This is a genomic window from Arthrobacter sp. 18067, assembly GCF_902706295.1.
Lineage (GTDB): Bacteria > Actinomycetota > Actinomycetes > Actinomycetales > Micrococcaceae > Arthrobacter.
This window is the reverse complement of sequence record NZ_CACSJJ010000016.1, coordinates 72,613-95,718: the sequence shown is the minus strand read 5'-3', so window position 1 is coordinate 95,718 and position 23,106 is coordinate 72,613. Positions and strand designations below refer to the sequence as shown.

Sequence of the window (23,106 nt, the reverse complement as noted above, 5' to 3'; positions counted from 1 at the left end):
GGACGGACAGGAGCGCGGGCTGTCATGCATGCCGGACGGGGATTCAAAAGTACGACGGCGATCGCCGCTGCCTGCCTCGTCTTCGGATTGGGGGTGGTTGGCTGCACGAAGGTTCCGGCCAGTCCCGAAGGCGCCGGCCCCGCAAGCGCTCCTCCTTTGCCGACGGTTTCCGTGACTGCTTCGGCCAGCATGACGCCCATAGTTTCCACGCCTGGCACTCCGTCTGTTGCCGTACCCGCCGCACCTCCCTCGACCGCCTCGGTTTCCTCGGCCCCCGCACCAACGCCGACGCGGTCCCCTCCCAGCGCTCCGGCGGCCATCCCTGCGCCTCCTTCGGCCTCTCCAACTGAGCCAGGTTCCGCCGTCGAGCCTTCCCCCGAACCGGGCACCAGCGCGCCCGAACCTTCACCAACCGCCACCGTGGTCCCCGTGGATGCAGACACCTCGGGGCCGGCGGTCTACTACGTGGCAATCGACGACGGCGGCTCCCGCGGCGTGCGCTTCGGCTGCAACGACAGCCTGGTTCCGGTCCGCGGCGTGGCTGTGCCCGGCGATCCCCTGACCGTTGCGCTGGGAAGACTGCTGGAAGCCGGAATGCCCGTGGACAGTGATGCCGCACTCTACGACGCACTGGCAGGTTCCTCGTTGCGCTACTTGTCCGGCTACATGAGCGGGGCCACCGTAGTGGTGAACCTCAGCGGATCATTGAGGCCCGGAGGGGTGTGCGACATTCCGCGCATCCAAGCGCAACTGACGCACACCATCGTGTCGGCCAGCGGAGCGTCGCGGGCCGAGATCTACGTCAACGGCCGGACATTGACCGAGGCCTTGAGCGTGCGGTGAGGATAGGCTTGGGGGACATCTTGTTGGGGGGAACGCTGCATGACCAGTCCTGAACTTCACGCGTGGCCACGGTTTGATGGCGGGTACCGCCACTCGGACGTGTCTGCCGTGGTGGGTCATGGTGATGAGGTCTGGGAGCGCGCCGCGGAGCAGGTGCTCCGCTGGGGTGTGAAGACCGCGAGCGGGTTCTCCGTCAATTCACCGGAGCCCGTGTCTGCCGGCGATCGGGTGCTGGTCACAGCGCATTTTCTGGGCTTTCGAGTGCTGGAACCGGTGGAAGTTGTGGCCGTCGTGCAAGAGCCGGACAGGGTGGGATTCGCGTACCGCACCCTGCCGGGGCACCCTGTTTCAGGCGAAGAAGCGTTCATCGTGCACCGTGATGGGGAGCAGGTGAGCTTGACCATCCGTTCGCTGACAGCGCCGGCGCCGCAGCAGCCGTGGAGAGTGCTCTACCCGGCTCTCCTGGTGCTGCAGAAGGTGGTGCGGCGTAGGTACCTCCGGACGCTGCGCTGATTCCTTCACGCCGTCGCTATGGCCAACACCCTCCGCAGGGCCCAGGCCACTCGCAACAAGGCAAGGACAGAGGCGAAGGCCAGCACGAACACCACGGCCTCGGGAATCCAAAGTCCCGTGGCAGCGCCTCCTTCGAGGACAACCGTGGCCAGGGCAGCAACCACCAGAAGGCCAAGACCCGGAATGGCGAACAGGAACACTTCACCGATCTGGCGGCGGTGGGTTGCCGACAGTTTCTCCAACGGCAGTTCCCGCTGGCCCGGTGCTGCCTTCTTGCCGAGCACGTTAATGAGCATGGAAACACTGGTGAGCGTGAGCCCTGCCGTGGCGCCGGCCAAGGTGGCGAGCGTCTGGAAGAGGGTTCGCCGGGCTCCGGTATCAACACCCTCCAGCATCAACGGCTGATGCGCCAACAACCCGATCCCAAGCCAGATCACAACAGCGAGAACCGCCCAAAGGAAGTCGGCTGTGGGATGTAGCAGGAACCAGCGCCAGAGGGTCCGGCGACGCCCTGTGTGGTGGACATCAACCTCGTACAAGCTCATGGCCCGCACCGCCTTGGGCTTCCTCATCACGTCTTGTGGCGGCCGCGAGCGCCTCCCGCACGGCGGCCATTCCACCCGCGACGATATCCGGTACCCAGCTGGCGTCCGCCGAGCCTTTGACGTCCGGCAAGGTCCTCGCGAAAAATTCCTCGTTGTCCTTGGCCTGCTTGTTGAGGATGGCGATGGCCTCGGCCACCGACTTCTGCGGATCGTTGAACACGTCCGGATCAACCTCGATGTGCGAAATGAACCGCTCCTTGAGCAAATCCACCACCTCACGATCGCCGGTCAGTGAATCCTTGCCCTCCGCCACGACGTAGTCAAAGTGCTCCACGGACCCTGCCCTGCGGAAGAGGTCGATGAGTTGTTGAATGCGGTCCCGGATCCGCTGTTTGTCCTCTGCTTTTCCGGTCCGGCCAACGCTGAGGGAAATGCGGAATGTTCCCTCGTTCATAAGGCGGGAGGCGCTGTCCAGGACGTCGGCCCATTCGCCTTCCATCAGCTTCCCCGACAAGCGCTCTGCAGGAAGGGCGAACTCGAAACGGCTCACTTCAAGCCGGGTGAGGATTTCCTCGATGTCCTCCCTGACCACCGGAACCAGGCTTGGTTCCAGTCCCAGCATTCCGCCCAGGTACTCCCCCATCCGGGATGCCCGGGGACCGTTCCCGCTGGTGAGTACCGCAATGACATTCCTCTTCAGGAACGCGAAGTACGTGGTCTCCAGCAGGTGGTCGCCCGGAGCCAGCGGCAGGGGTTTACGTCGGCCAAGGGCGTCACCGACACTCGGCAGGTTGGTGTCCCGGACCCGGTCCAGCAGAAGCACGGGATGCGGTGAGGAGGCCACTGCCTGCGCAACCAACACCGTGCCGTCCACGCTGGTGAAATGGCGGTCCGTCGCCGCATCCTGGGCTTTCTTCAGGACCTCTGCCACCCGACGCGCTGGAAATGGACGGCTGAGCTCGTCACCGTTCAGCTGTTCCATACGCCAAAACTGCACACTACGCCGTGCCATGGAGCCTCCCCTCGTCTTCCACATGACCAAAGTTATCGGCGGGGTCCGACAATAAAGGCGGGTGCCGCCGTCGAGCCTTCCACTGTTTCACAGGCTGTATTTGGGCCCCTCGGCAAAGAGTGCGTCCATCTCGTCGTGACTTCGCGTGCCGGCGAGGCCGGCCCAGTTGCCGTCCCCGAGGATCTCCTTCGCTACCCGCGCCACCTTGGCGTAGGCCGCTTTGGCGGTGTTGCCGCCGATGCTGACGCGACGCACGCCGGCGTCGTGCAGTTCCAGCGGCGACGGCGCACCCACCCCCGCCAACGCGTTGAGTGGCGCCGGAATCCGGCTGGACAGTTCGTGGAGGACATGCAAATCCACGACGCCGGGCACGAAGACACCTTCGGCGCCGGCCGTGAGGTATGACCCGGCACGCCGCAGCGTCTCCTCATATGCCGCGTCCGGGAAGCGGCCTGACAGGTAGGTGTCCGTGCGTGCATTGATGAACAGTGGGATCCCGTGGTCGTCGGCAGCGGCGCGGATGAGGGCGATCCTGCGCGACTGCTCGCCGATCTCGGTGAGCGGCTCGGCGCCGGAATCTTCAATATTGATTCCAACAGCGCCCGCGTCCAGGACGGCATGGACGGTGGCCCGGAGCTCGTCATCGGTCCGCCCGTACCCCGTCTCGATGTCCGCGGTCACGGGCAGCGTGGTGGCGCCGACCACCCGCCCCAAGGCGGCCATGGCCAACCCCCACGGCACGTGATCCCCGTCCCGGAACCCCAAGCTCCAGGAGACGGCCGAGCTGGAGGTGGCAATCGCCGTCGCCCCTGCGTCCTGGACCACGCGGGCGGAAGCCGCGTCCCACACATTCACCAGCACCAAAGGCGTGGGCCCGGCGTCGTGGAGTTTGTGGAACTGTTCGGCCTTGGTCACGGATCCCCGGTGCGCTGTCATAGCTACATTCCAGCCCTTCCGGATCGCGGCGTAAAGCGTGACCTGCGAAACTTGGACAGATTCGAAAACAACTGTTGCCTCATTAGCAACATCGAGGAGTATCCTGTGACTGTGACCCACGAAACATTGGATGCCGGCGCAACGTTGCCCGCTGAAGCCATCGACGCCATTGAGCGGGCCGCCACGGCCGCCCACCCGCACGAGGAACTTTTCTCCGACCGGGCCGCCAACATCAAGCAATCCGCTGTCCGCGACGTCTTCGACATCTCGATGCGGCCGGGCCTTGTATCGCTCGCAGGCGGCAACCCGTACCTGCAGTCGCTGCCGCTGGACAAACTGGGCCAGACCGCCGCCCGCATCATCGCCGAAGAGGGAATGATTGCCCTGCAGTACGGCGGCGGCCAGGGCACCGAAGAGCTCCGCAGGCAGATCTGCGACATCATGGCCGCCGAGGGAATCACCGACGCCCTTCCCGAAAACGTGGTGATCACTGCCGGGTCCCAGTCGGCCCAGGACGTGGCCACCAAGGTCTTCTGCAACCCTGGGGACGTTGTCCTGGTGGAGAACCCTACCTACGTGGGCGCCTTGAACACGTTCGAGGCGTACCAAGTGGAGGTGGAGCCGATCGACATGGACGACGACGGTCTGGTGCCTGAGCTTCTTGAGGCCCGGATCGCCGCACTCCAGTCTGAGGGCAAGAACATCAAGTTCCTCTACACGATCCCCAACTTCAACAATCCTTCCGGAATCACGTTGGCGGAGGACCGCAGGCAGCGGATCGTCGATATATGCCGCAACGCGAATATCATTGTCCTGGAGGACAATCCCTATGGGCTCCTGCGTTTCGACGGTCGCCCTATCGCCCCCATGCGTGCCGCCAACCCGGACGATGTCATCTATCTCGGCTCCTTTTCCAAGATCTTCGCACCCGGGCTCCGTATCGGCTGGGCGCTTGTTCCGGCCCACTTGCAGCGGCGTTTCTACCTCGCATCCGAGGCCGTGACGCTCTGCCCGCCGCCGCTGAACCAGATGCTCGTCTCGGCATATCTCCGCGACTACGACTGGAAAGGTCAGATCGACACGTACCGCAAGCTCTATGCGGAACGCTGCGAGGCACTGCTCTCCGCACTGGACGCGTACATGCCGGCAGGCCTGACCTGGACCCGACCGGACGGCGGCTTCTTCGTCTGGGTCACCCTGCCCGAAGGAGTAGACACCTATCCGCTGCTCGCGAAAGCCATCGACGCCGGCGTGGTCTTCATCCCGGGCGCGGCCTTTTCCCCCGCCGACGGACCCTCAAACAAGCTCCGCCTCGCCTTTAGCGCCGTTCCCCCGGATACGATTGCCGAAGGCGTCCGCCGCTTGGCACCAGTTTTGGCAGAAGCCATCAAAGCCACCAATGAAGGAGCAGCACAATGACCGGAGTTGTGATTGTCGGAGTAGACGGCAGCGAGACGGCTATGAGGGCAGCCCGGGCCGCCCAGCAGTTGGCAATTGGCCTCGGAGCCAGCCTGCGGGTGGTCAGTGCATTCGACAGCAACCGTACTGAGGTGGTTGAGATCGGCACCGACAAGTGGATCGTGTCCGACGCCGCCGAAGCTGAAACCGTGGCCCGCACCGTGGCTGAGCAGCTGGCGGACGACCGCCTCGACGTCACCTATTCAGCTGCCCGCGGCAAGCCGGGCGAAGCCTTGGTGAAGGAAGCCGAAATGCAGGACGCGCGCCTGATCGTGGTAGGCAACCGGCGCATGCAGGGCCTTGGCCGGGTACTGGGAAGTGTGGCCAACACCGTTGCCCACACCGCCCCTTGCGATGTCTACATTGCCAAGACCGACCAGCCGTAAAGCGAGCTGAATCACTCCGCCGGGTGGGGAGACTCACCCGGCGTTCGGCGTATTTTGGGCCAGTAGGCAGACCCAACCGTTATAAAATCGAGATGCCCCCAATGGCGTGCGCCACCATCCACTTCTCGATTTCAGGGGAACTTTCTTGCTTACCTTGCAGCCGCGCCAACGCGTGGGTCACGACATCCTTCTTGCCCGCCACGGCAACAACATCAGCACCATGCGCTACGACCGCAGCAACGATCGCATCATCGCGATGCTGGACGACGGCACCTGGGACAGCGCCCCCAACATGATCTCCCCCAGCCTTGAGATGCCGGAGACCTTTGGCAGCGTCTTCCGCAAGGACTGGCGCTTCCTCTCCGTAGCCTGCGTTGCCATGGTCACTGTGGCCGCCATTGCCATGGGCATCAGTGTTGAAATGGCCAACAACATGTCGACGACGGAACTTCAAGCGCTGCTGGTCAGTTACCCGGCGTTCTAGCGACTGCCCGCCACCTCGGGAGATTCCGCAGCCCCATCGACGCGAGCGCCGTCGTCGAAGTTCAGGCCGACGTGGCCTCCCGCCTTCCGGCGGCGCGCGAGGAGAATCGCCAAACCCACGGCAAGCCACGCCGCTCCCAGCAGGTACGTGAACCAAGCGAGCGACGTCCAGAGCCATCCGATGGAGGCAAACCCAAGCAGGGGCAGGACCAGATTCCGCAAGGTCCCTTTCGCTCCCCTCCTCCGCAGTTCGAAGAACAGCACCTTGACGGTTGCCAGGTTTACCACTGCGAAGGCGATCAAAGCCCCGAAGTTGATCATGTATACGGCCTGCTCCAACGTGATGAACAGGGCAACCAGGGAAATTGCCGAGACGAGCAAGGCGGCAACGTACGGCGTGCGGAAGCGGGGCTGGAGTTTCGCGAGCGCTCCGGGCAGGATTCGGTCCCGCCCCATTGCATAGATGACGCGGCTGACACTCATCTGCGCTGCGGTACCGCAGAGAACCAGCCCGGCCAGGTTCACCACCACGAACACCACCATCAGCACGTCACCGCCAGCGCGCTGCATGAGTTCGGTGCCCGCAGCATCGAGGTTTTCGATTGATCTCCACTCCGGTGCGATGAGGCTTCCCGCCACGGAAAAGAGCGCGTAGCCCAAGCCGGCGAAGAGCGTGGACAGGATGATGCCGCGCGGCACATCCTTTTTTGGGTTTCGCGTTTCCTCGGACAAGGTGGAGACGCCGTCAAATCCCAGGAACGCGAAGGCGACAATTGCCGCAGCGGCCATGACCGGCGCTATGCCCCCGTCGCCCAGGGTCAGCGGGCGGATGACGCTCTGGACGGTAAGGTCCGGGGCATTGACTACTGCCAAGACAACGAAAACAAGGATGACAAGCACCGAAGCGGCCACCACTGCGAAGTTCATCTTCTTGATCCAGGCAACGCCGATCACGCTGAAAAGGCCAACCACCAGAAGACACATCAAAACTGCCAGTTGGGGCGGTATAGCGGGCAGCAAACTGTTGAGATAGAGGCCAAACAGCAGGAAGTTCACCATGGGCAGGAACACGTAATCCAGCATCATGGCCCATCCCACAAGGAATCCCACCGGCTTGCCGAACGCGCGGGAAGCGTACGCGTACGCGCCGCCGGTCACCGGGACGTGGCGTGCCATCTGCCCGTAACTGTGGGCCGTAAACAGCATTGCGATCAGGGCCGCCACATAGGCGGCCGGCAAATGCCCGTCGCTGATCTCGGTTCCGGCGCCGTACACCGCCACCACGGACAGAATGCCCATGGAGGTCAGGCCGAAGGCGACCAGTGACGGCAAGCCAAGGACGCGCTTGAGGGTAGGCCCTGATGCAGGAGCCTCCGGTGCGCTGGTTGGGGTGGTGTGCATGGCGTTCTCCTCGATGCGATCCGCATCACATAAATGAATGTTGTTCATTAGATTAGGCGAGGCCTGCGCTCATGTACAGGTTTTGGTATGCCAAATATGAAATCTACTAGGCCTCATGCTGCTTCCCGGTGCCTGAATTGCTTCATTGGCCGCCCCGCCGCCCGCCTTCGAAGAATTTTGGTATACCGTAGTGGTTCACGAGGAGAGGACCCCACATGACTGCACCTGAAATGCCGGCAAAGTCTCAGGGACAAGTGCCCAAAGGGCAGCCTCCCCTGCTGACGGCTGGATTCGTGGACGCACACATCCATCCGGACAAGACCACCTGGGGCAGCCGGTGGTTGTCCCGCCCACACGCCAATACGCTGACGGATCTCATCGGGAATGACCTGAGGGCGCAACTTTCGTTTCCCGATGGTGTTGAGGAACGCGCCTACTCACTCATGAGGCAGGCCGCTATCAACGGGACCATGTCCATGCGGGCGCATGTGGATGTCGGCACGCAAATCGGCCTCAAGAACATCCACGGCGTCAGGGCAGCTGCTGAACGGCTGGCCCCTTACCTGGACGTCCAGATCGTTGCGTTCCCCCAATTCGGGTTGCTGAGCAATCCCGGCACGCGGGACCTCATGGAGGCCGCCCTGTCGGAAGGAGCCGACCTGGTGGGCGGCATCGACCCTGAGTCGCTGGACGGAGACCTCCACGGCCATCTGGACGCCGTTTTCGGAATCGCGAACAAGCATGGCAGGGACCTGGATATCCACCTCCACGATGGGGGCCATGAAGGCCTGGTCCAGCTGCGCGCGATCGCGCAGCGTACCTTGTCGGAGGGCATGCAGGGGCGTGTCACGATCGGACACGCCTTTGCCCTCTGCGATACCGCTCAGCCGGAGCTTGGTGCCACCTTGGACGCCATGGCGGAGGCCGGGATGTGGATGGCGACATGTGCCCTCGGCTCCGATCCCGTCCCCACGCTGGATCTCATGGAGAGCCATGGGGTCAGGGTTGCCCTCGGATCAGACGGCGTCCGCGATGCTTGGTCACCCTACGGCACGGGCAGCATGATGGACCGTGCACACCTTCTGGGTTACCGCACCGGCGCTTTGACCGACACGGAACTCGAACGTTGCTTCCGGATTGCTACCGCCGCCGGGGCAGAACTCGTCGGATCGGCCGCGGTAATCGGCTTCTCCGGCACCGAGTCCGATGATCGGCTTGAGTTCGCAGCCAACTCAATCCCTGAGCTGGTGGTGGACAGGCCTGCCCCGCTGCGGGTTGTTCGGAACGGGAGAACGTTGACCCTTTAGCCTCAGTGGCTAGAGCATCCACTCCCGCAGCAGCCACCACAGTCCTGCGATCACCACTCCGCCGAACAGCGAGCCCACAATGACCTGGCCCAGGGTGTGGGCACGCAGGACCAAACGAGACCAACCCACTGCAGGTACCAGGAGCAGCACCGGCAGCCACGCTGGTCCAAACATCGAAACGACAATCACGGCTGCCGCAGCAAGGGCAGACGCGTGCCCGCTCATCTTCCAGAAGGCACTCACCACTGCCAGGACGGAGATGCCTCCGATGAGCGCGATGATCATCACCGATACACTCGCCGGTCCATCCAGAAGCTGCAACACAATCAGCCCGACCACCACTGAAACCAGCGCCATCAACAGCAACGCTGGCCTTTGGCGCCGGTCGCTGACATGGTGGTCCGTGATCCTGCCCAGTTTGACCATCACCAGCACGTACGCCAGCGGCAGGACACAGACGAACAGGGCAGCCAGGAGCCCGAACCACATGGTTCCGGGGAAACCAGGTTCGATTGCAGGGCTGATCAACAACAGCACCAACACGACGATTGGTGGCTGGAACACTTCGGTCAGCACACGGGCAACCGTCCGCCAAGGACCCGTCAACAGCTGAGGGGGCAGGTGGCCCGTTTCCGGCGCTGCCTCCAAGCCGGAAGAGGTTGGGGCAGCAGCCTTACCGTCAGTCAAGCAACAGAGCCGGTTCTTCGAGAATGGCCGCAACGTCGGCCATGAATCGCGCCGACAAATCGCCGTCCACCACGCGGTGGTCGAAGGAGCCGCCAAGCGTTGTGATCCAGCGCGGAATGACTTCGCCATCCAGAACCCAAGGCTTCTGCTTGATGGTTCCAAACGCGATGATGGCAACTTCACCCGGGTTGATGATGGGTGTTCCGGTGTCAATGCCCAGTGCGCCGATGTTGGTGACGGTCAGGCTTCCGCCCTGCATCTCCGCCGGCTGCGTCTTGCCCGCACGGGCTTTGGTGGCCAACTCGTTGAGTGCAAGTGCCAATTCCTTAAGCGAAAGGTCCTGGGCATCCTTGATATTGGGGACCATGAGTCCTCGCGGGGTTGCAGCGGCGATACCCAGGTTCATGTAGTGCTTGACCAGGATCTCGGCATTTCCCTTACCGTCGGCATCATCCACCCACGTGGCGTTGACGCTGGGGTTGCGGGCGGCGGCCCAGATCACGGCCTTGGCAAGGATGAGCAGGGGCGAGACTTTGATGCCCTCGAAGTCTCGGGAGACCTTGAGTCGCTTGACGAACTCCATGGTGCGGCTGGCGTCCACATCCACAAAAATGCTGACGTGGGGAGCCGAGAATGCCGAATCCACCATGGCCTTGGCCGTCGCCTTGCGCACGCCCTTGACCGGCATGCGCTCAACACGCTGGTCCTGTGGCTTCTTTGAAGCACCCCAGAATGAGTCCGCTTGATCGTGCTCGGCATCGCGCTGAGCCTGGTAGCTCACCAGGTCCTCGCGGGTCACCTCACCGCGCTGACCCGTGGCCACGACATCGGCGAGGTCTATTCCGAGATCGCGGGCAAACTTGCGCACGGGAGGCTTGGCCAGAACCTTGTTGACCAGGCCGCTGATGGTGCCGGTAATCGCTGCGCCGCGGGAAGCTGCCGTCTGACCGGCGGGAGACTGCGGGCCTTGCGGGGCCGGCTGTTGGGGTGCAGGAACCTGGGTGGCCGGGGCCTGGACGACCGGCGCCGGGGCGACGGGCCCGACGGCGGCGCGTGCCGGCGTCGTACGATGCGAGACCGGGGTTTCGGCTGCTTTGGCGGACAGAACGGCTTGGTTGTCCTGAACCGTGCCTTCGGCGTTCTCGGCGACGGCAGCTGCCTCAACTGAGCCTGCCGGACGCTTGCGCGCACGGCGTTTGACGGCGTCGGCCTTGGGTCCCGAACCTACCAGCGGACCGCCGGCCGGGCGGTTATCGTCATCGTCGTCGGCAGGCAGCTTGCCGTAGAGGGGCATTTCGACGGCAGGTGACTCAGGGGCAACCGGCGTCCCTTCGCCGTCCTGGCCTTCGGAAACAGCGATGATCGCCGTGCCGACCTCAACAGTGATGCCTTCCTCGACGAGCAACTCCGTGACAGTGCCCGCAAAAGGCGAGGGCAGCTCAACGAGCGACTTGGCCGTCTCGATCTCGCACAGGACATCGTTAATGGCAACGACGTCGCCCGGCTTGACCTTCCAAGCCACTACCTCGGCCTCGGTCAGGCCTTCGCCAACGTCCGGCAGATTGAATTTCTTTACAGTCACAGTGGTCCTCGATTTCCGGTTACCAGGCAGCGAAGCCGGGCAGGATCAGGGCGGTTTAGTAGGCCAGGGAGCGGTCGAGCGCTTCGAGTATCTTGTCGATGTCCGGCAAGTAATCCTCTTCCACCTTGGCAACGGGATAAGGCATGTGGAACCCGCCCACGCGGATCACGGGGGCTTCCAGGTGCAGGAACGCCCGCTCGCTGATACGCGCTGCGATCTCGCCTCCGATACCTCCAAAGGTGGGGGCCTCGTGGGCCACGATCAAGCGGCCCGTCTTCTTGACCGAGGCTTCCACGGTGTCGAAGTCCAACGGCGAGATGGAGCGGAGGTCGATGACCTCGATGCTTCGCCCGTCCTCCGTCGCAGCGTTTGCGGCCGCCAGAGCAACCGGCACCAACGGTCCGTAGGCCACGATCGTGGCATCGGTACCTTCGCGGACAACGTGCGCCTTGAACGGATCCTCCGAAAGGCCGGCGTTCTCAACATCCACCTCACCCTTGAGCCAGTAACGGCGCTTGGGTTCGAAGAAGATCACCGGATCCTGGCATTCAATCGCCTTTTGGATCATCCAGTAGGCATCGTGGGCGTTTGAAGGCGAGATGATGCGCAGGCCAGCGGTGTGGGCGAACAGCGCTTCGGGGGACTCTGAGTGGTGCTCGATCGAGCCGATGCCGCCGCCGTACGGAATGCGAATGACCACGGGAACGGTGAGCTTGCCGAGACTGCGCGAGTGGATCTTGGCCAGCTGCGTGGTGATCTGGTTGAAGGCAGGATAGACAAAGCCGTCGAACTGGATCTCGCACACCGGCGAGTACCCGCGCAGGGCCAGCCCGATTGCGGTGCCAACAATGCCCGACTCTGCCAACGGGGTGTCCACGACGCGCTCGTCGCCGAACTCCTTGATGAGGCCGTCGGTGACACGGTAGACGCCGCCCAAGTGTCCGATGTCCTCACCCATGAGCAGGGACTTGGGATTGCTCGTCAGCGATGCGCGGAGACCCTCATTGATGGCCTTCGCAATGGTCATGGTTGCCATCAGTTAGCTGTCTCCTCGTCGCTTTCGAAGCCTGCCGAGTATTCCTCGAACCAGGCCAGTTCCTCCGCAATCAGCGGGTGTTGTTCCGCGTAGACGCTGGCGAAGGCACCCCGGATGTCCGGAACCTCAAGGCCATGCGTGGTGCTGCGGACGTACTTGGCCAGCTCATCGCCGTCGGCCTTGACCTGGTCGAAGAAGGCCTCGTCTGCAAGTCCCTCGTTGCGCAGGTACTTCTCCAGGCGGTCCAGCGGATCCTTCTCACGCCAGGCAGCTTCCTCGGCAGATTCCCTGTACTTGGTGGGGTCATCGGCGGTGGTGTGTGCACCAACGCGGTAGGTGTACGCCTCGATCAGCACCGGGCCACGCCCCTCGCGCGCATGTTCCAGGGCCCACTCGGTGACGGCGTGGACGGCGATGACATCATTGCCGTCCACACGGATTCCGGGGAAGCCGTAGCCTTTGGCACGGTTGGCCAGCGGAACCTTCGTCTGCACTTCGGTAGGCACGGAGATGGCCCAGTGGTTGTTCTGGCAGAAGAACACCACCGGCGCGTTGTAGGACGCAGCGAAGACCATGGATTCATGGACATCGCCTTCGGAGCTGGCACCATCCCCGAAATAGGCAATGACAGCGGCCTTGGGGTCGTTGGAGTCCGAGAGCTTCTGGTCCCGCTGGATACCCATGGCATAACCCACTGCGTGGAGTGTCTGCGCCGCGAGAACCAACGTGTAGAGGTGGAAGTTGTTCTCCCGCGGATCCCAGCCACCGTTGGACACACCGCGGAACTGCTTGAGCAGCTCGGCGAGGTCCACGTTGCGGACCAGCGCGACACCGTGTTCGCGGTAGGTGGGGAAGATGTAGTCCTGGGGCTGGCTTGCGTGGCCGGAACCGATCTGAGCGGCTTCCTGGCCGGTCAGCGGCACCCACAGTGCCAGCTCACCCTGGCGTTGCAGGGCAGTGGATTCCTGGTCGAATCGACGGATCCTGGCCATGTCCGTGTAGAAAACACGAAGCTTCTCGGGATCGATCCGCTTGGCGTAATCCGAGAAGACGGGGTCGGTACCCAGTTTTCCGTCAGGGCCGAGCAACTGAACCATTTCCACCGGTTCGCCTGGCGCGGCTGCTGCCGCGGAGGTTGCCGCGAGAGTTTCTTCCGTCCCGGGGGGCAGTTGTGTCGAGCCCATTCCGTCTCCTTGCTTGCCGGGGCGGGGGCGCCGGGCAATGTCTGTCGCTGGGATATATGCCCGTTCCGGAATGCATTCCGGAACGGGCATACTTTTGGCTTTCGTCCCTTACTTTATCGGCAGTAAGTAAGGTTGGCGCATTTGTTAACCGCTAGGAACCCAGCGGTGCATTTGTATAACCTGCACAGAGTTTCAAGAATCGACTGTTGGCCTCGACCTCTCCGATACTCACCCGGACACCTTCGTTGCCGAATGCCCGCACAGACAAGGCCTGCTCTGCTGCCAGCGCCGCAAACTCGCCACTGTGCTCGCCGAGACTCAGCCAAACGAAGTTGCCCTGGGCCTCGGGAACAAACCAACCAAGCTCCCGCAGGCCAGCTGTGACCCGGTCCCGCTCATCCACAAGGCTTTGTACCCTTTCCACAACCTGATCGAAATTCTCGATAGAGGTAACGGCGGCGCGTTCCGCAATTTGGGAAACAGCAAAGGGAGTGGCCGTGACCCGCAGGTGCTGGGTGAGCAGTGGACCGGAGACGCTGTACCCAACCCGCAACCCGGCCAGGCCATGGGCCTTGGAGAAGGTCCTCAAAACCACAACGTTGGGATAGTTGCGGTAAAGCTTGATGCCATCCACCGCGTCGGCATCCCGCACGAATTCCTGGTACGCCTCATCGATCACCACCACCACGTTGGGCGGTACCGACTGGATGAAACGCTCCGTTTCCTCTGCAGTGAGGATGGGACCTGTGGGGTTGTTTGGGGTGCACAGGAGGATCACCTTGGTGCGTACCGTGACGGCCGACGCCATGGTCTCAAGGTCATGGCGTCCGTCAGCCAGCAAAGGGATCTGGACACTGGCCGCACCGGCGAGACCGACGCAGATAGGGTATGCCTCGAAGGAACGCCAGGCGTAGATAACCTCGTCCTGCTTGCCATCGTCATTCTGCCCGGCGAATGTTGCGAGAATCTGGTTCAGTGCTCCAAGGCTGCCCGCACCGGTGACGACATCGTCAGCGGGGACATCCAGGAAACCGGCCAGGGAGTTCCGCAGCTTGGTAGCGAGAGGATCAGGGTAACGATTGATATCGGACTGGTCTGCGATTGCCTGCAACACTGCAGGAATCGGAGGCAGCGGGTTCTCGTTGGACGACAATTTGTAGCTGGTGAGGCCCTCAATCGCAGCAGGGGGTTTGCCTGCTGCGTACTTGGGGAGCCTGTCCACGACCGGACGAGGGAGTACGCCCTCCGGTGCGTTGTCAGTAGTAGTCATGGCTTCAAGCCTACTTGCCTGCTTAGGGCTAATGCTGAGCCGATTAACAGGTCCGTGTGAAACCATGGGGCCATGGGTTCATTCATCATTCGCGTCCTGATTAACGGACTTGCCCTCTGGGTGGCAACTTGGCTGCTGCAAGGCATGGATATCACCACCACGGCAACCGAGAAGGCCGCCACCAACGCGGGACTCACCCAAGGCGCAGACACTGCCGGCATAGTTCTCGCGTACCTGTTCATCGGACTGATCTTCGGTGTAGTGAACGCCTTCGTCCGCCCCTTGGTCAGGCTGCTGTCACTCCCGGTGACCATCCTGACGCTTGGCCTGTTCACCATCGTGATCAACGCCGCGATGCTGTACCTGACCGCATGGCTGAGTACTTTCACACCGGTACACCTCACTCTCGACTCGTTCTTCTGGACGGCCATCCTGGCCTCGATCATCATCAGCATCATTTCGATGGTGGCTGGACTCATCCCCGGTGCCCGCAAGCGGTAGCAGCAGGCATTCGTCCTCCGCAGTTTGAAGCACTACCGGGTCCCAGCGTCTGCCTTCGTATCCCGGACCGTTGGAGGTGAATCAGGCTGCACCGCGGACGACCGGCTGGGTACGGGCGCCCTTTCCAGCTTGAATCGCGTCACCTTAGCCACCCCGCCGGCACCCACAACGCTGGCGAATACGGCAGTCGAAGCGGCCAGTGACTCGTCATGGCTTGCCGCGACCAACTCGGCTCCTGCCGCGTAGTTCTCCTGATCGTGCCCCGGACCAAGGCCGGGGTCTTCCCCGTCGGGTGTCCTGACTTCGTCGGTCAGGGTCACAGTCACCCTGTCCTTTGTGTCGGGGTTCATCCGGCCATCTGCTCCCGGGACCCAGTCCTGAATGTGCTCCAAATGGAGTGAGCTGATGCCGGGCTCAGGGATGATTCCGCCGACGGGAGCTCCGGCCGTCAGCACGTACTTGAGGTCGAACTCATTGAGAAACGCCTTGTTCTGGCTAAGGTTCATGGCGTGTATGCCTCCTTGGCTGTGCCCCACGGCCACGACTTGGTCCCCAGATTCCGCTCCGGCCTCGCGGAGGGCCTGGCTAACGGCCGGGACTACTCCTTCAGAGTCGTAAGCAACTGCTTCGCCGATGCCTGGGATACCGAGCGGGTTCGTGTTGGGCGAGTCGGGTTGAGTCCCCGGTATCAGGACCATCCAGGACGATGAGCCGTGCTGGTCGAATTGGATGATCTCAATTTCTCCGTCGTTCCGGGCGTACAGCCTCTCCAGACGACGGAGGCTTTCAGCCATAGTCGGCTGCACGTCTTCAACGGCTTCATCCATCCTTTCGATGCTTACCCGACGGGGTTGGTAGTCGGTCAGTAGTGGTGACTCAAGAAAAGAGTGCATTAGCTCGGCCGCCTCATAGCCGTCAGGAATGAGGCGGTTGTAGTTTTCCTCGGTGAGGTCCCGCCCCAGCGCCAAAATACCTGGGGCGCCGGAGCCCCTGAATTGGTCGGGACGCAGTGCGTGGGGCCGGGCGTTTTTGTCCTCCGCCTCCACATAGTCCCGGTGGCTGGCCCGCACACTTGTACTGACCTCCACCAGGTCCTGACGCACCCGCGCCACGTCCTTCCTGCTCGCGGCAACGGCATTGATGGCATTGCATCCGGTGTCATAGGAGTCGTAAAGGAACGGTTCCAAGTCGTCCTGAACCCGACGCGCCACTTCTTCGATATCGAGGAGCTGTTGGACCACGTCATCGAGCTGACCGGCTCCCCGAAGGAGTTCCTCGAGCTGGAACGACATCCCTCCGACCCCACCCCTAACAGTGAGGTCTCCGTCCGTTGCCGGGGGCAAGGGACGAGGTGCTTCGCCGGCTCCTACTGGAGCTGAATCAGCCACTACGGACCCCTCTCGCCCGAGACGGATACATTCTGGGAATGACGCAGCACCAAGGCGACTGCTGCGTCCATTGACTCCCGGGCACGCATCAGCGCCGAGGCATGCAGGGCAATGGTTATCCTGCATGCGCGCCCGGCGGGAGACTGCCACTCAGCCATTTGGATCCTCCTCAAGGACGCCAGAACAGCGTCTACTTGGTCCACGCAGGTCTTGATGCGCCAAGCCAGCCGCTGAACTTCATGGCTTCGGGAAGCGCACTCCAGGGGGTCGAAGGTGGGCAGGGTGGCTGCAGGCATCAAGCCGACGCTCATGTCCGTGTACTCCATTGGTTGTTCCGGGATCGGTAGCAAAAACGCTACGGAGCCTTGGAACCGGACGGAAGCGCCGCCGTCGTGTATGTGGATAACCAGACGGGCCGTCCACATAGCCGCCGTCACCGACTCGGGCACCATGGCGGAACATGAAAGAATAGGCACCATGGCTGAATCCCCTCGCGTGTCCCTCGCTTCCGAACCTCTCGCCCTTGGCGCCCTCGACGGCCGCTACCGTGCCGCCGTCGCACCCCTCGTGGACTACTTGTCCGAGGCTGCCCTCAACCGCGATCGCGTTCACGTTGAAGTCGAGTGGCTCATCCACCTGACCAGCCAGTCCGTCCTGCCCGGCGCCGGCCCGCTGTCCGATGAGCAAATCGCACAGCTGCGTGCCATCGTCACCGATTTCAACGCCGCATCGGTCAACGAACTCGCCGAGATCGAGGCTGTTACGGTCCACGACGTCAAGGCAGTGGAGTACTACATCGGCCGTCGCCTGCCGGCCATTGGCATCGAGAACCTGACGGCCATGGTGCACTTCGGCTGCACCTCGGAGGACATCAACAACCTGTCCTACGCCGTAGGCATCAAGGGCGCCGTGGAGGACGTCTGGCTCCCGAATGCCGCGGCCCTCGTCAAGCAGATCGAGGCCATGGCGGAAGAGAACCGCGCTGTGCCCATGCTGTCCCGCACGCACGGCCAGCCCGCCACACCCACCACGCTCGGTAAGGAACTGGCTGTCATAGCGCACCGCCTTAACCGCCAGCTGTCACGCATCGCCAAGACCGAATACCTGGGCAAGATCAACGGCGCCACCGGCACCTACGCAGCGCACGTCGCTTCCGTCCCGAGCGCTGACTGGGAAGCGGTCGCCAAGACGTTCGTGGAAGGTCTGGGCCTGACCTGGAACCCGCTCACCACCCAGATCGAAAGCCACGACTGGCAGGCCGAGCTCTACGCCGACATCGCGCGCTTCAACCGCATCCTGCACAACGTTTGCACGGACATCTGGAGCTACATTTCCATCGGCTACTTCCGCCAGATTCCGGTTGCCGGAGCCACGGGTTCCTCCACCATGCCGCACAAGGTCAACCCCATCCGCTTCGAAAACGCGGAAGCCAACCTGGAAATCTCCAATGGCCTCCTTGACACCCTGGGCGCCACGCTGGTCACCTCCCGCTGGCAGCGCGACCTGACGGATTCCTCCTCGCAGCGCAACATTGGCGTCGCCTTCGGCCACTCGCTGTTGGCCATTTCCAATGTCGCGAAGGGCCTCAAAGCCCTCGACGTCGCAGAGGAAGTCCTCGCAGGCGACCTGGACACCAACTGGGAAGTATTGGGCGAAGCCATCCAGATGGTCATGCGCGCTGAAGCCATCGCCGGCGTCGAAGGCATGGAAAACCCGTACGAACGCCTCAAGGACCTCACCCGCGGCCAGCGCGTAGACGGCGCCCGCATGCAGGAATTCGTGCAGGGACTTGGCCTCTCCGCCGACGCCGAAGCCCGCTTGTTGGCGCTGACCCCGGGCAAGTACACGGGCATCGCCAACAAGCTGGTGGATCACCTGCAGTAATTCACAACGCTCGACGACGGCGGGCCGGGGCTGGATGCTTCGGCCCGCCGTCGTCGTTAACCCGCCGTCGGCGAACCGCTGCGGACGTTTTAAGCTGGTAAGAGGATGCACGCTGTTCCCGGTTGCTCTACCAAGCACCACGTCTGGGGCTTCAAGACACGGTGTGTCGGGCTTTTCCCCGGCTGCTACGACTGGTTGGCTGGAGTAAACGGGGAGGAGCGCAATGCGTCCAGACCCAGACCCAGACAGCTACGACGCAAAGGAGCGGAGCAACCATGAAGCTCCTGTTGATCAGGCACGGACAGACACCCGGCAACGTAGCGGGCCAGTTGGACACGGCGTTCCCCGGACCGGGGCTGACCGAACTTGGCGAGCGTCAGGCGGCAGCTTTGCCCGAAGCGCTGGCCGACGAGGGCATCCAAGCCCTGTACACGTCGACGCTGCTGCGCACCCAGCGAACGGTCGCCCCTTTGGCCAAAGCCACGGATTTGGAGCCGACAATCCTGGACGGTGTCCATGAGATCGAGGCCGGCGCGCTGGAGAAAAAGACTGACCACGAGTCCCACCTGCGGTACATGAGCACCGTGTTCTCTTGGACGGACGGCGACCTGGACGTCCGGATGCCGGGCGCTTTCAACGGGCACGACTTCTTCGCCCGCTTCGATGCTTCCGTCGAGCAAGTTGCGGCCGCGGGACACGAGACGGCAGCGATCGTCAGCCACGGTGCGGCCATCCGCTGCTGGGCAGGACGCCGGGCAACAGATATCGACACAGTGTTCGCCGAAACGCATCAACTACCTAACACCGGAATTGTGGCGCTGGAGGGTGACCCCGGGAATGGCTGGAAGGTGCTGCACTGGGACCAGATCCCGGTGGGCGGCATGGCCCTGGCAGACCAAACCGCGGAGGACCCTACGGGCGAGGCACTGAAGCCCTGAGCCACAACGCAGAGGCGGCCAGCAATTCTCCCGACGCTTACGCGCAGGAAACACCACGGTAACCACCGCTCCGTAGGCTTAAGACGCATAGACACCTCCGACGAAACCCGGCGAATTGAGGCACAAATGCAGACCAACCCACGGCTCAACATTCGGCAGGTCACGTGGGCCAACCCAGTGGGCGCCGACCTCCGGGCAGCGCAGCAGGCCGAACTCGATGGGCGGTTCGGAAGCACGGACCACGAGCCCGGGCCTCCTCCATCAGAAGCCGATACGGCAGTCTTCGTTGTTGCCTACGAGAAATGCTCCGGGCAACCACTGGGATGTGGCGGGCTGAGGATGCTGGATGAGAACACAGCCGAAATCAAGCGGCTTTACGTGGTCCCCTACGCCCGGGGATCAGGAGTAGCGAGCTCCATCCTGGCAGCGCTCGAAGCCCAGGCGCATTCCCATGGATTCAGCGTGATCGCAGCTGAGGCAGGGTCAGCCCAGTCGGATGGCCGGAGCTTCTACGAGAGTGCGGGCTTCGCCTCGGTGCCGAACTTCGGGCTGTATGTGGGCGTCGACGAATCGTACTGCTATTCCAAGCGGCTGGACTCACACAGTGCCTCGCACACCGCTATGGCATAACAGTGAGGCAGCGGGTACGCCTGCTGCGGAACTAGGGCGCAACATCAAGCGGAGGCCGCGCCAGTTCGATAATCTCGGATTATGGAAAAAGCAGACATCACCTTTCGCACCCGCAAATGGGTGCGGCCCGAGGACCTCAATGCCAACGGCACGCTTTTCGGTGGGAGCCTGCTGAAGTGGATCGATGAAGAGGCCGCGATCTATGCCATCCTCCAATTGGGCAACGGTCGGGCCGTCACCAAGTACATCTCCGAGATCAACTTTGTGAGCTCAGCGGTCCAGGGTGACCTGATCGAGATGGGGCTGACGGCCAAGCGCTTCGGCCGTACCTCCCTGACCATGCGCGCTGAAGTCCGCAACATGATCACCCGCCAAGCCATCCTGACCATCGAAGAAATCGTCTTCGTGAACCTGGGCGCCGATGGCCGCCCGCAACCGCACGGCTATACGGAAATCACGTACGATCGGGACCGCATCCCCACTCATCACCTGACTGAAACGCTCGACGAAGACTGAACCGCCCGGCGTCGGGCGCTGGCCGCTACTGCAGGTACCTGAACACAGTCCATGTGCTGGAGTTCAGGCAACAGTCGTCGGTGTGCCGTGCGCTGAACGTCGCCTTGCGGCCGGTCCCGGCAGTGCGGAACATTGCTTTGCCTCCGCAGGCCATGCAGACGAGCTGCTGCCGCCGCGGCTCCTGCCGGTATTCGTCGAGGTTATCGAAGTCCTCGGCGTCCCAATCTCTCCGGTCGGCGAGGCACAGTGCCCTTCTCATCAGCTGCGACTTTCACTCGTAAAACAGCGGTTAACGGGTGCTGGCGGCCGCGGGAACGCGGCCGCCAGCTTGTATTTCCGGTGGCGGGAGTGATGCCACCGGAACCTAAGGGGGCTGACTCGGGATAGTCAGCGCCGGTCGAACGTCAGCCCGCCGGGCACCTGGAACGTCGGCATAAGCTCAAGCATGCCCACGTTCACATGGCGCGGCGTTTCGATGGCATAGTCCAGGGCGTTCACGATGTCGTCCGTGGTCAGCGACTCATAGCCCTCGTAGTAGGTCTGCCAGGCTTCTTCCATGGCCTCGGGAGTGCCGCCCATGTTGCGGCCGAAGATCTCGGTCTCCACCCGGCCCGGGCAGATCTCGGTGACACGGATGCGCTTGCCCACGGTGTCGTTGCGGAGTTGGCGCGAGATCTGGTGCACGGCTGCTTTGGTGGCGTGGTAAACCGTGTGGCCGTAGAAGTTGTAGACACCGGCGATGGAGCTGATGTTGATGACGTGGCCGAGGTCGCGCTCCACCATGCCCGGCAGGACCAGACGGGTGAGCTGCAGCAGTCCGCGGAGGTTCACGTCCACCAGCTCGTCAATGTCCTCTTCGGACGAGTCCAGGATGTTGCCCGGCCGGGAAACACCGGCACAGTTCACCAGGACGTCCACCTTGAGGTCGTTCACGACGGCGGCCAGCGCGGCTGTGTCGGTCAGGTCCACTACGTGCGGGATGGCTCCGGTGCGGTCGGCCAGTTCGGCGAGGCGTTCCTCGTTGCGGGCCACTGCGTGTACGGTCAGGCCGCGCTTGGCAAGCCGCTCGGCAATGGCTGCACCCATACCGGTGGAAGCTCCGGTGACGAGGGCGGTGGTGTAGTCAGAAAAAGACATTGGGTTCTCCAAAAGGTGGGGAATCGGTGGGGCTCAGTGCGCCGGACCCGGAAGCCCGGCGCACTTCACGGTGTAGGTGGAAGCTAGGCGTCGCGCAGCGGTTCGTGGGCGCGGTCCTTGACCGTGCTGACCGCGATGAGGGTGCCGAGCGCCGTGATGACTGCGTAGAACGCGGGCATGTAGATGTTGCCGGTGCTGCCGATCAGCCAGGTCATCAGCAGCGGCGCCGTGCCGCCAAAGAGCGCCGAGGAGATGTTGTAGCCGAGGCCGTAAGCGGAGTAGCGGACACGGGTGGGGAACAGTTCAACGATCAGGATGTGGATGACTGCGGTGTGGCCGGCAAAGACGATGGCCATGATGCAGGCGCCCAGGATGGCCAGGCCCATTTGACCGGTGGCAATCAGGGCGTAGGACGGGATGCCGAGGACTGCCATAGCGATCGCGGAACCGGCGATGACCTTCTTGCGGCCGACGCGGTCCGACAGGGCGCCCATGAACGGGATGGCGATGCAGATGACAACCAGGCTGCAGGCCGTGACCAGGAGCGCTTCGCCGATGGTGAAGTTCAGCTGCTTGCCCTTGAGGAACGTGGGCATGTAGGAGAACAGGACGTAGTAGCCGGAGCCGTTCATCAGCGGGATGAAGAGGGCCAGGAGCATGGCGCGGCGGTGCTCTTTGGACTGGAAGGCTTCCTTGAGCGGGTTCTTGGAGAGACCGCCCTCTTCCTTCAGCTTCTCGAAGTTGGGGGTATCGCTGATGGCCTTGCGGATGTACCAGCCGATGATTCCCATGGGGATGGCGACCAGGAACGGGATGCGCCATGCGAACGAACCGAAGCCGCCGCCGTCGATGGCTGCCTGGGTGAGCCAGGGAGACATTGAGTAGGCCACCAAAGTACCGGTAAGCAGTGCTGCGAAGGACGCGATCTGTGCGTAGGAGGTGATGATGCCGCGCTTGCCTTCAGGGGCGTGCTCAGCAAGGAAGGTCATGGCGCCGGCAGCCTCGCCACCAACGGAGAAGCCCTGCAGGAGGCGCAGGAGGACCAAGAGGACCGGCGCCGCGACGCCGATGGCAGCATAGGACGGCAGCAGGCCGATGCCGGCAGTCGCCACACTGATCAGGAGGATGACAAAGACGAGTAGCTTTTGCCTGCCGATCCGGTCTCCGAGGTAACCACACACCACGGCGCCAAGCGGGCGAACGAAGAATGACACCGCGTAGCCGGCGAACACGAAGAGCAGTGCGTTGTCCGGGTTGCCCGGCGCGAGGAAGACGAGCGCCAGTGTTCCCGCCATGAAGGCGAAAATGCCGTTGTCGTACAGTTCCACGAAGATGCCAACACAACCTGCGGTGACTACCTTGCGGGTTTGGCGGCTCGTAAGCCGCTCATGCTGCACTGGCGCAGCGTTGGTGCTTGCGGTCATGACTTTTCCTTACTGGGATGAGCGTAGCAACGCCTACTGGTATGA

The 23,106-nt window shown here is 62.9% G+C and carries 25 protein-coding genes; 11 read left to right on the top strand and 14 right to left on the bottom strand.

The features are described 5' to 3' along the window. The first annotated feature begins 24 nt into the window (after positions 1–24). Both GVL04_RS16295 and GVL04_RS16290 read left to right on the top strand, forming a co-directional pair. Complete coding sequence (locus tag GVL04_RS16295; RefSeq protein WP_159706447.1) at positions 25–843, top strand: GerMN domain-containing protein; 819 nt, start codon at positions 25–27, stop codon at positions 841–843. A gap of 39 nt (positions 844–882) precedes the next feature. Further along, positions 883–1,356 (top strand): DUF1990 family protein, encoded by a 474-nt coding sequence (locus GVL04_RS16290; RefSeq protein ID WP_159706445.1) that lies wholly within the window; start codon positions 883–885, stop codon positions 1,354–1,356. A 5-nt stretch (positions 1,357–1,361) separates the two neighbouring features. Here GVL04_RS16290 and GVL04_RS16285 read toward each other — a convergent pair whose 3' ends face one another. The 3 genes from GVL04_RS16285 to GVL04_RS16275 form a co-directional block, all read right to left on the bottom strand. After that, entirely contained in the window at positions 1,362–1,901 is a 540-nt protein-coding gene (locus GVL04_RS16285; protein WP_159706443.1) for a hypothetical protein, read from the bottom strand. After that, positions 1,882–2,913: a hypothetical protein gene (locus GVL04_RS16280; RefSeq protein WP_159706441.1), complete on the bottom strand. Its 1,032-nt coding sequence runs from the start codon at positions 2,911–2,913 to the stop codon at positions 1,882–1,884. The genes GVL04_RS16285 and GVL04_RS16280 overlap by 20 nt, the downstream gene beginning before the upstream one ends. Positions 2,914–3,000: 87 nt before the next feature. Further along, positions 3,001–3,849, bottom strand: coding sequence for an isocitrate lyase/phosphoenolpyruvate mutase family protein (locus GVL04_RS16275; protein WP_159706439.1), 849 nt, complete (start codon positions 3,847–3,849; stop codon positions 3,001–3,003). A 111-nt stretch (positions 3,850–3,960) separates the two neighbouring features. On the opposite strand from GVL04_RS16275, the gene GVL04_RS16270 reads away from it, so the two are divergent. From GVL04_RS16270 to GVL04_RS16260, 3 genes are all read left to right on the top strand, one after another. Continuing rightward, complete coding sequence (locus GVL04_RS16270; RefSeq protein WP_159706561.1) at positions 3,961–5,268, top strand: PLP-dependent aminotransferase family protein; 1,308 nt, start codon at positions 3,961–3,963, stop codon at positions 5,266–5,268. Beyond that, the gene (locus GVL04_RS16265; protein ID WP_159706437.1) at positions 5,265–5,693 is read left to right on the top strand and encodes a universal stress protein; all 429 of its coding nucleotides are present in this window, start codon (positions 5,265–5,267) and stop codon (positions 5,691–5,693) included. The genes GVL04_RS16270 and GVL04_RS16265 overlap by 4 nt, the downstream gene beginning before the upstream one ends. 172 nt (positions 5,694–5,865) lie before the next feature. Then, positions 5,866–6,177 carry a hypothetical protein gene (locus GVL04_RS16260; RefSeq protein ID WP_159706559.1) on the top strand — a complete coding sequence of 104 codons (312 nt, stop codon included), beginning with the start codon at positions 5,866–5,868 and terminating at the stop codon, positions 6,175–6,177. Here the strand turns inward: GVL04_RS16260 and GVL04_RS16255 are convergent. After that, on the bottom strand, positions 6,174–7,577 hold the full coding sequence (locus tag GVL04_RS16255) for an APC family permease (RefSeq protein ID WP_159706435.1): 1,404 nt from the start codon (positions 7,575–7,577) through the stop codon (positions 6,174–6,176). The two genes, GVL04_RS16260 and GVL04_RS16255, sit on opposite strands and share 4 nt — an antisense overlap. Before the next feature lie 215 nt (positions 7,578–7,792). On the opposite strand from GVL04_RS16255, the gene GVL04_RS16250 reads away from it, so the two are divergent. Continuing rightward, on the top strand, positions 7,793–8,884 hold the full coding sequence (locus GVL04_RS16250) for an amidohydrolase (RefSeq protein WP_159706433.1): 1,092 nt from the start codon (positions 7,793–7,795) through the stop codon (positions 8,882–8,884). 9 nt (positions 8,885–8,893) lie between these two features. Here the strand turns inward: GVL04_RS16250 and GVL04_RS16245 are convergent, their stop codons facing one another. The 5 genes from GVL04_RS16245 to GVL04_RS16225 all read right to left on the bottom strand — a co-directional run bounded on the left by GVL04_RS16245 (position 8,894) and on the right by GVL04_RS16225 (position 14,643). Continuing rightward, entirely contained in the window at positions 8,894–9,490 is a 597-nt protein-coding gene (locus tag GVL04_RS16245) for a phosphatase PAP2 family protein (RefSeq protein ID WP_159706557.1), read from the bottom strand. A 73-nt stretch (positions 9,491–9,563) separates the two neighbouring features. After that, entirely contained in the window at positions 9,564–11,153 is a 1,590-nt protein-coding gene (locus GVL04_RS16240) for a dihydrolipoamide acetyltransferase family protein (RefSeq protein WP_159706432.1), read from the bottom strand. A 55-nt stretch (positions 11,154–11,208) separates the two neighbouring features. Then, positions 11,209–12,189 carry an alpha-ketoacid dehydrogenase subunit beta gene (locus GVL04_RS16235; protein ID WP_159706430.1) on the bottom strand — a complete coding sequence of 327 codons (981 nt, stop codon included), beginning with the start codon at positions 12,187–12,189 and terminating at the stop codon, positions 11,209–11,211. Beyond that, positions 12,189–13,373, bottom strand: coding sequence for a pyruvate dehydrogenase (acetyl-transferring) E1 component subunit alpha (pdhA, locus tag GVL04_RS16230; RefSeq protein WP_159706428.1), 1,185 nt, complete (start codon positions 13,371–13,373; stop codon positions 12,189–12,191). The genes GVL04_RS16235 and pdhA overlap by 1 nt, the downstream gene beginning before the upstream one ends. Positions 13,374–13,524: 151 nt before the next feature. After that, positions 13,525–14,643: a histidinol-phosphate transaminase gene (locus tag GVL04_RS16225; RefSeq protein ID WP_200846869.1), complete on the bottom strand. Its 1,119-nt coding sequence runs from the start codon at positions 14,641–14,643 to the stop codon at positions 13,525–13,527. Between the two features lie 72 nt (positions 14,644–14,715). Here GVL04_RS16225 and GVL04_RS16220 point away from each other — a divergent pair, with 72 nt between their 5' ends. Further along, the gene (locus GVL04_RS16220) at positions 14,716–15,144 is read left to right on the top strand and encodes a phage holin family protein (protein WP_090824234.1); all 429 of its coding nucleotides are present in this window, start codon (positions 14,716–14,718) and stop codon (positions 15,142–15,144) included. Positions 15,145–15,176: 32 nt separating this feature from the next. On the opposite strand, the gene GVL04_RS16215 is transcribed toward GVL04_RS16220, so the two are convergent. Beyond that, on the bottom strand, positions 15,177–16,532 hold the full coding sequence (locus tag GVL04_RS16215; protein WP_159706424.1) for a hypothetical protein: 1,356 nt from the start codon (positions 16,530–16,532) through the stop codon (positions 15,177–15,179). Next, positions 16,532–16,843 (bottom strand): hypothetical protein, encoded by a 312-nt coding sequence (locus GVL04_RS16210; RefSeq protein ID WP_159706422.1) that lies wholly within the window; start codon positions 16,841–16,843, stop codon positions 16,532–16,534. Before GVL04_RS16210 ends, GVL04_RS16215 begins: the two co-directional genes overlap by 1 nt. A gap of 166 nt (positions 16,844–17,009) precedes the next feature. Between GVL04_RS16210 and purB the strand changes: the two genes are divergently transcribed. The 4 genes from purB to GVL04_RS16190 all read left to right on the top strand — a co-directional run bounded on the left by purB (position 17,010) and on the right by GVL04_RS16190 (position 20,500). Then, positions 17,010–18,416 (top strand): adenylosuccinate lyase, encoded by a 1,407-nt coding sequence (gene purB / locus GVL04_RS16205; protein WP_159706420.1) that lies wholly within the window; start codon positions 17,010–17,012, stop codon positions 18,414–18,416. Positions 18,417–18,691: 275 nt separating this feature from the next. Next, entirely contained in the window at positions 18,692–19,354 is a 663-nt protein-coding gene (locus tag GVL04_RS16200) for a histidine phosphatase family protein (protein WP_159706419.1), read from the top strand. 126 nt (positions 19,355–19,480) lie between these two features. Then, positions 19,481–19,984, top strand: a complete 504-nt coding sequence (locus tag GVL04_RS16195; RefSeq protein ID WP_159706418.1) for a GNAT family N-acetyltransferase — start codon at positions 19,481–19,483, stop codon at positions 19,982–19,984. Between the two features lie 81 nt (positions 19,985–20,065). Then, a complete protein-coding gene (locus GVL04_RS16190; protein WP_159706417.1) occupies positions 20,066–20,500 on the top strand; it encodes an acyl-CoA thioesterase in 435 nt (144 codons plus the stop codon). 25 nt (positions 20,501–20,525) lie between these two features. On the opposite strand, the gene GVL04_RS16185 is transcribed toward GVL04_RS16190, so the two are convergent. From GVL04_RS16185 to GVL04_RS16175, 3 genes are all read right to left on the bottom strand, one after another. After that, positions 20,526–20,759 carry a hypothetical protein gene (locus GVL04_RS16185; protein ID WP_159706416.1) on the bottom strand — a complete coding sequence of 78 codons (234 nt, stop codon included), beginning with the start codon at positions 20,757–20,759 and terminating at the stop codon, positions 20,526–20,528. 128 nt (positions 20,760–20,887) lie between these two features. Beyond that, a complete protein-coding gene (locus tag GVL04_RS16180; RefSeq protein WP_024818576.1) occupies positions 20,888–21,637 on the bottom strand; it encodes an SDR family oxidoreductase in 750 nt (249 codons plus the stop codon). 83 nt (positions 21,638–21,720) lie between these two features. Then, on the bottom strand, positions 21,721–23,061 hold the full coding sequence (locus GVL04_RS16175; protein ID WP_159706415.1) for an MFS transporter: 1,341 nt from the start codon (positions 23,059–23,061) through the stop codon (positions 21,721–21,723). Between the last annotated feature and the right edge of the window lie 45 nt (positions 23,062–23,106).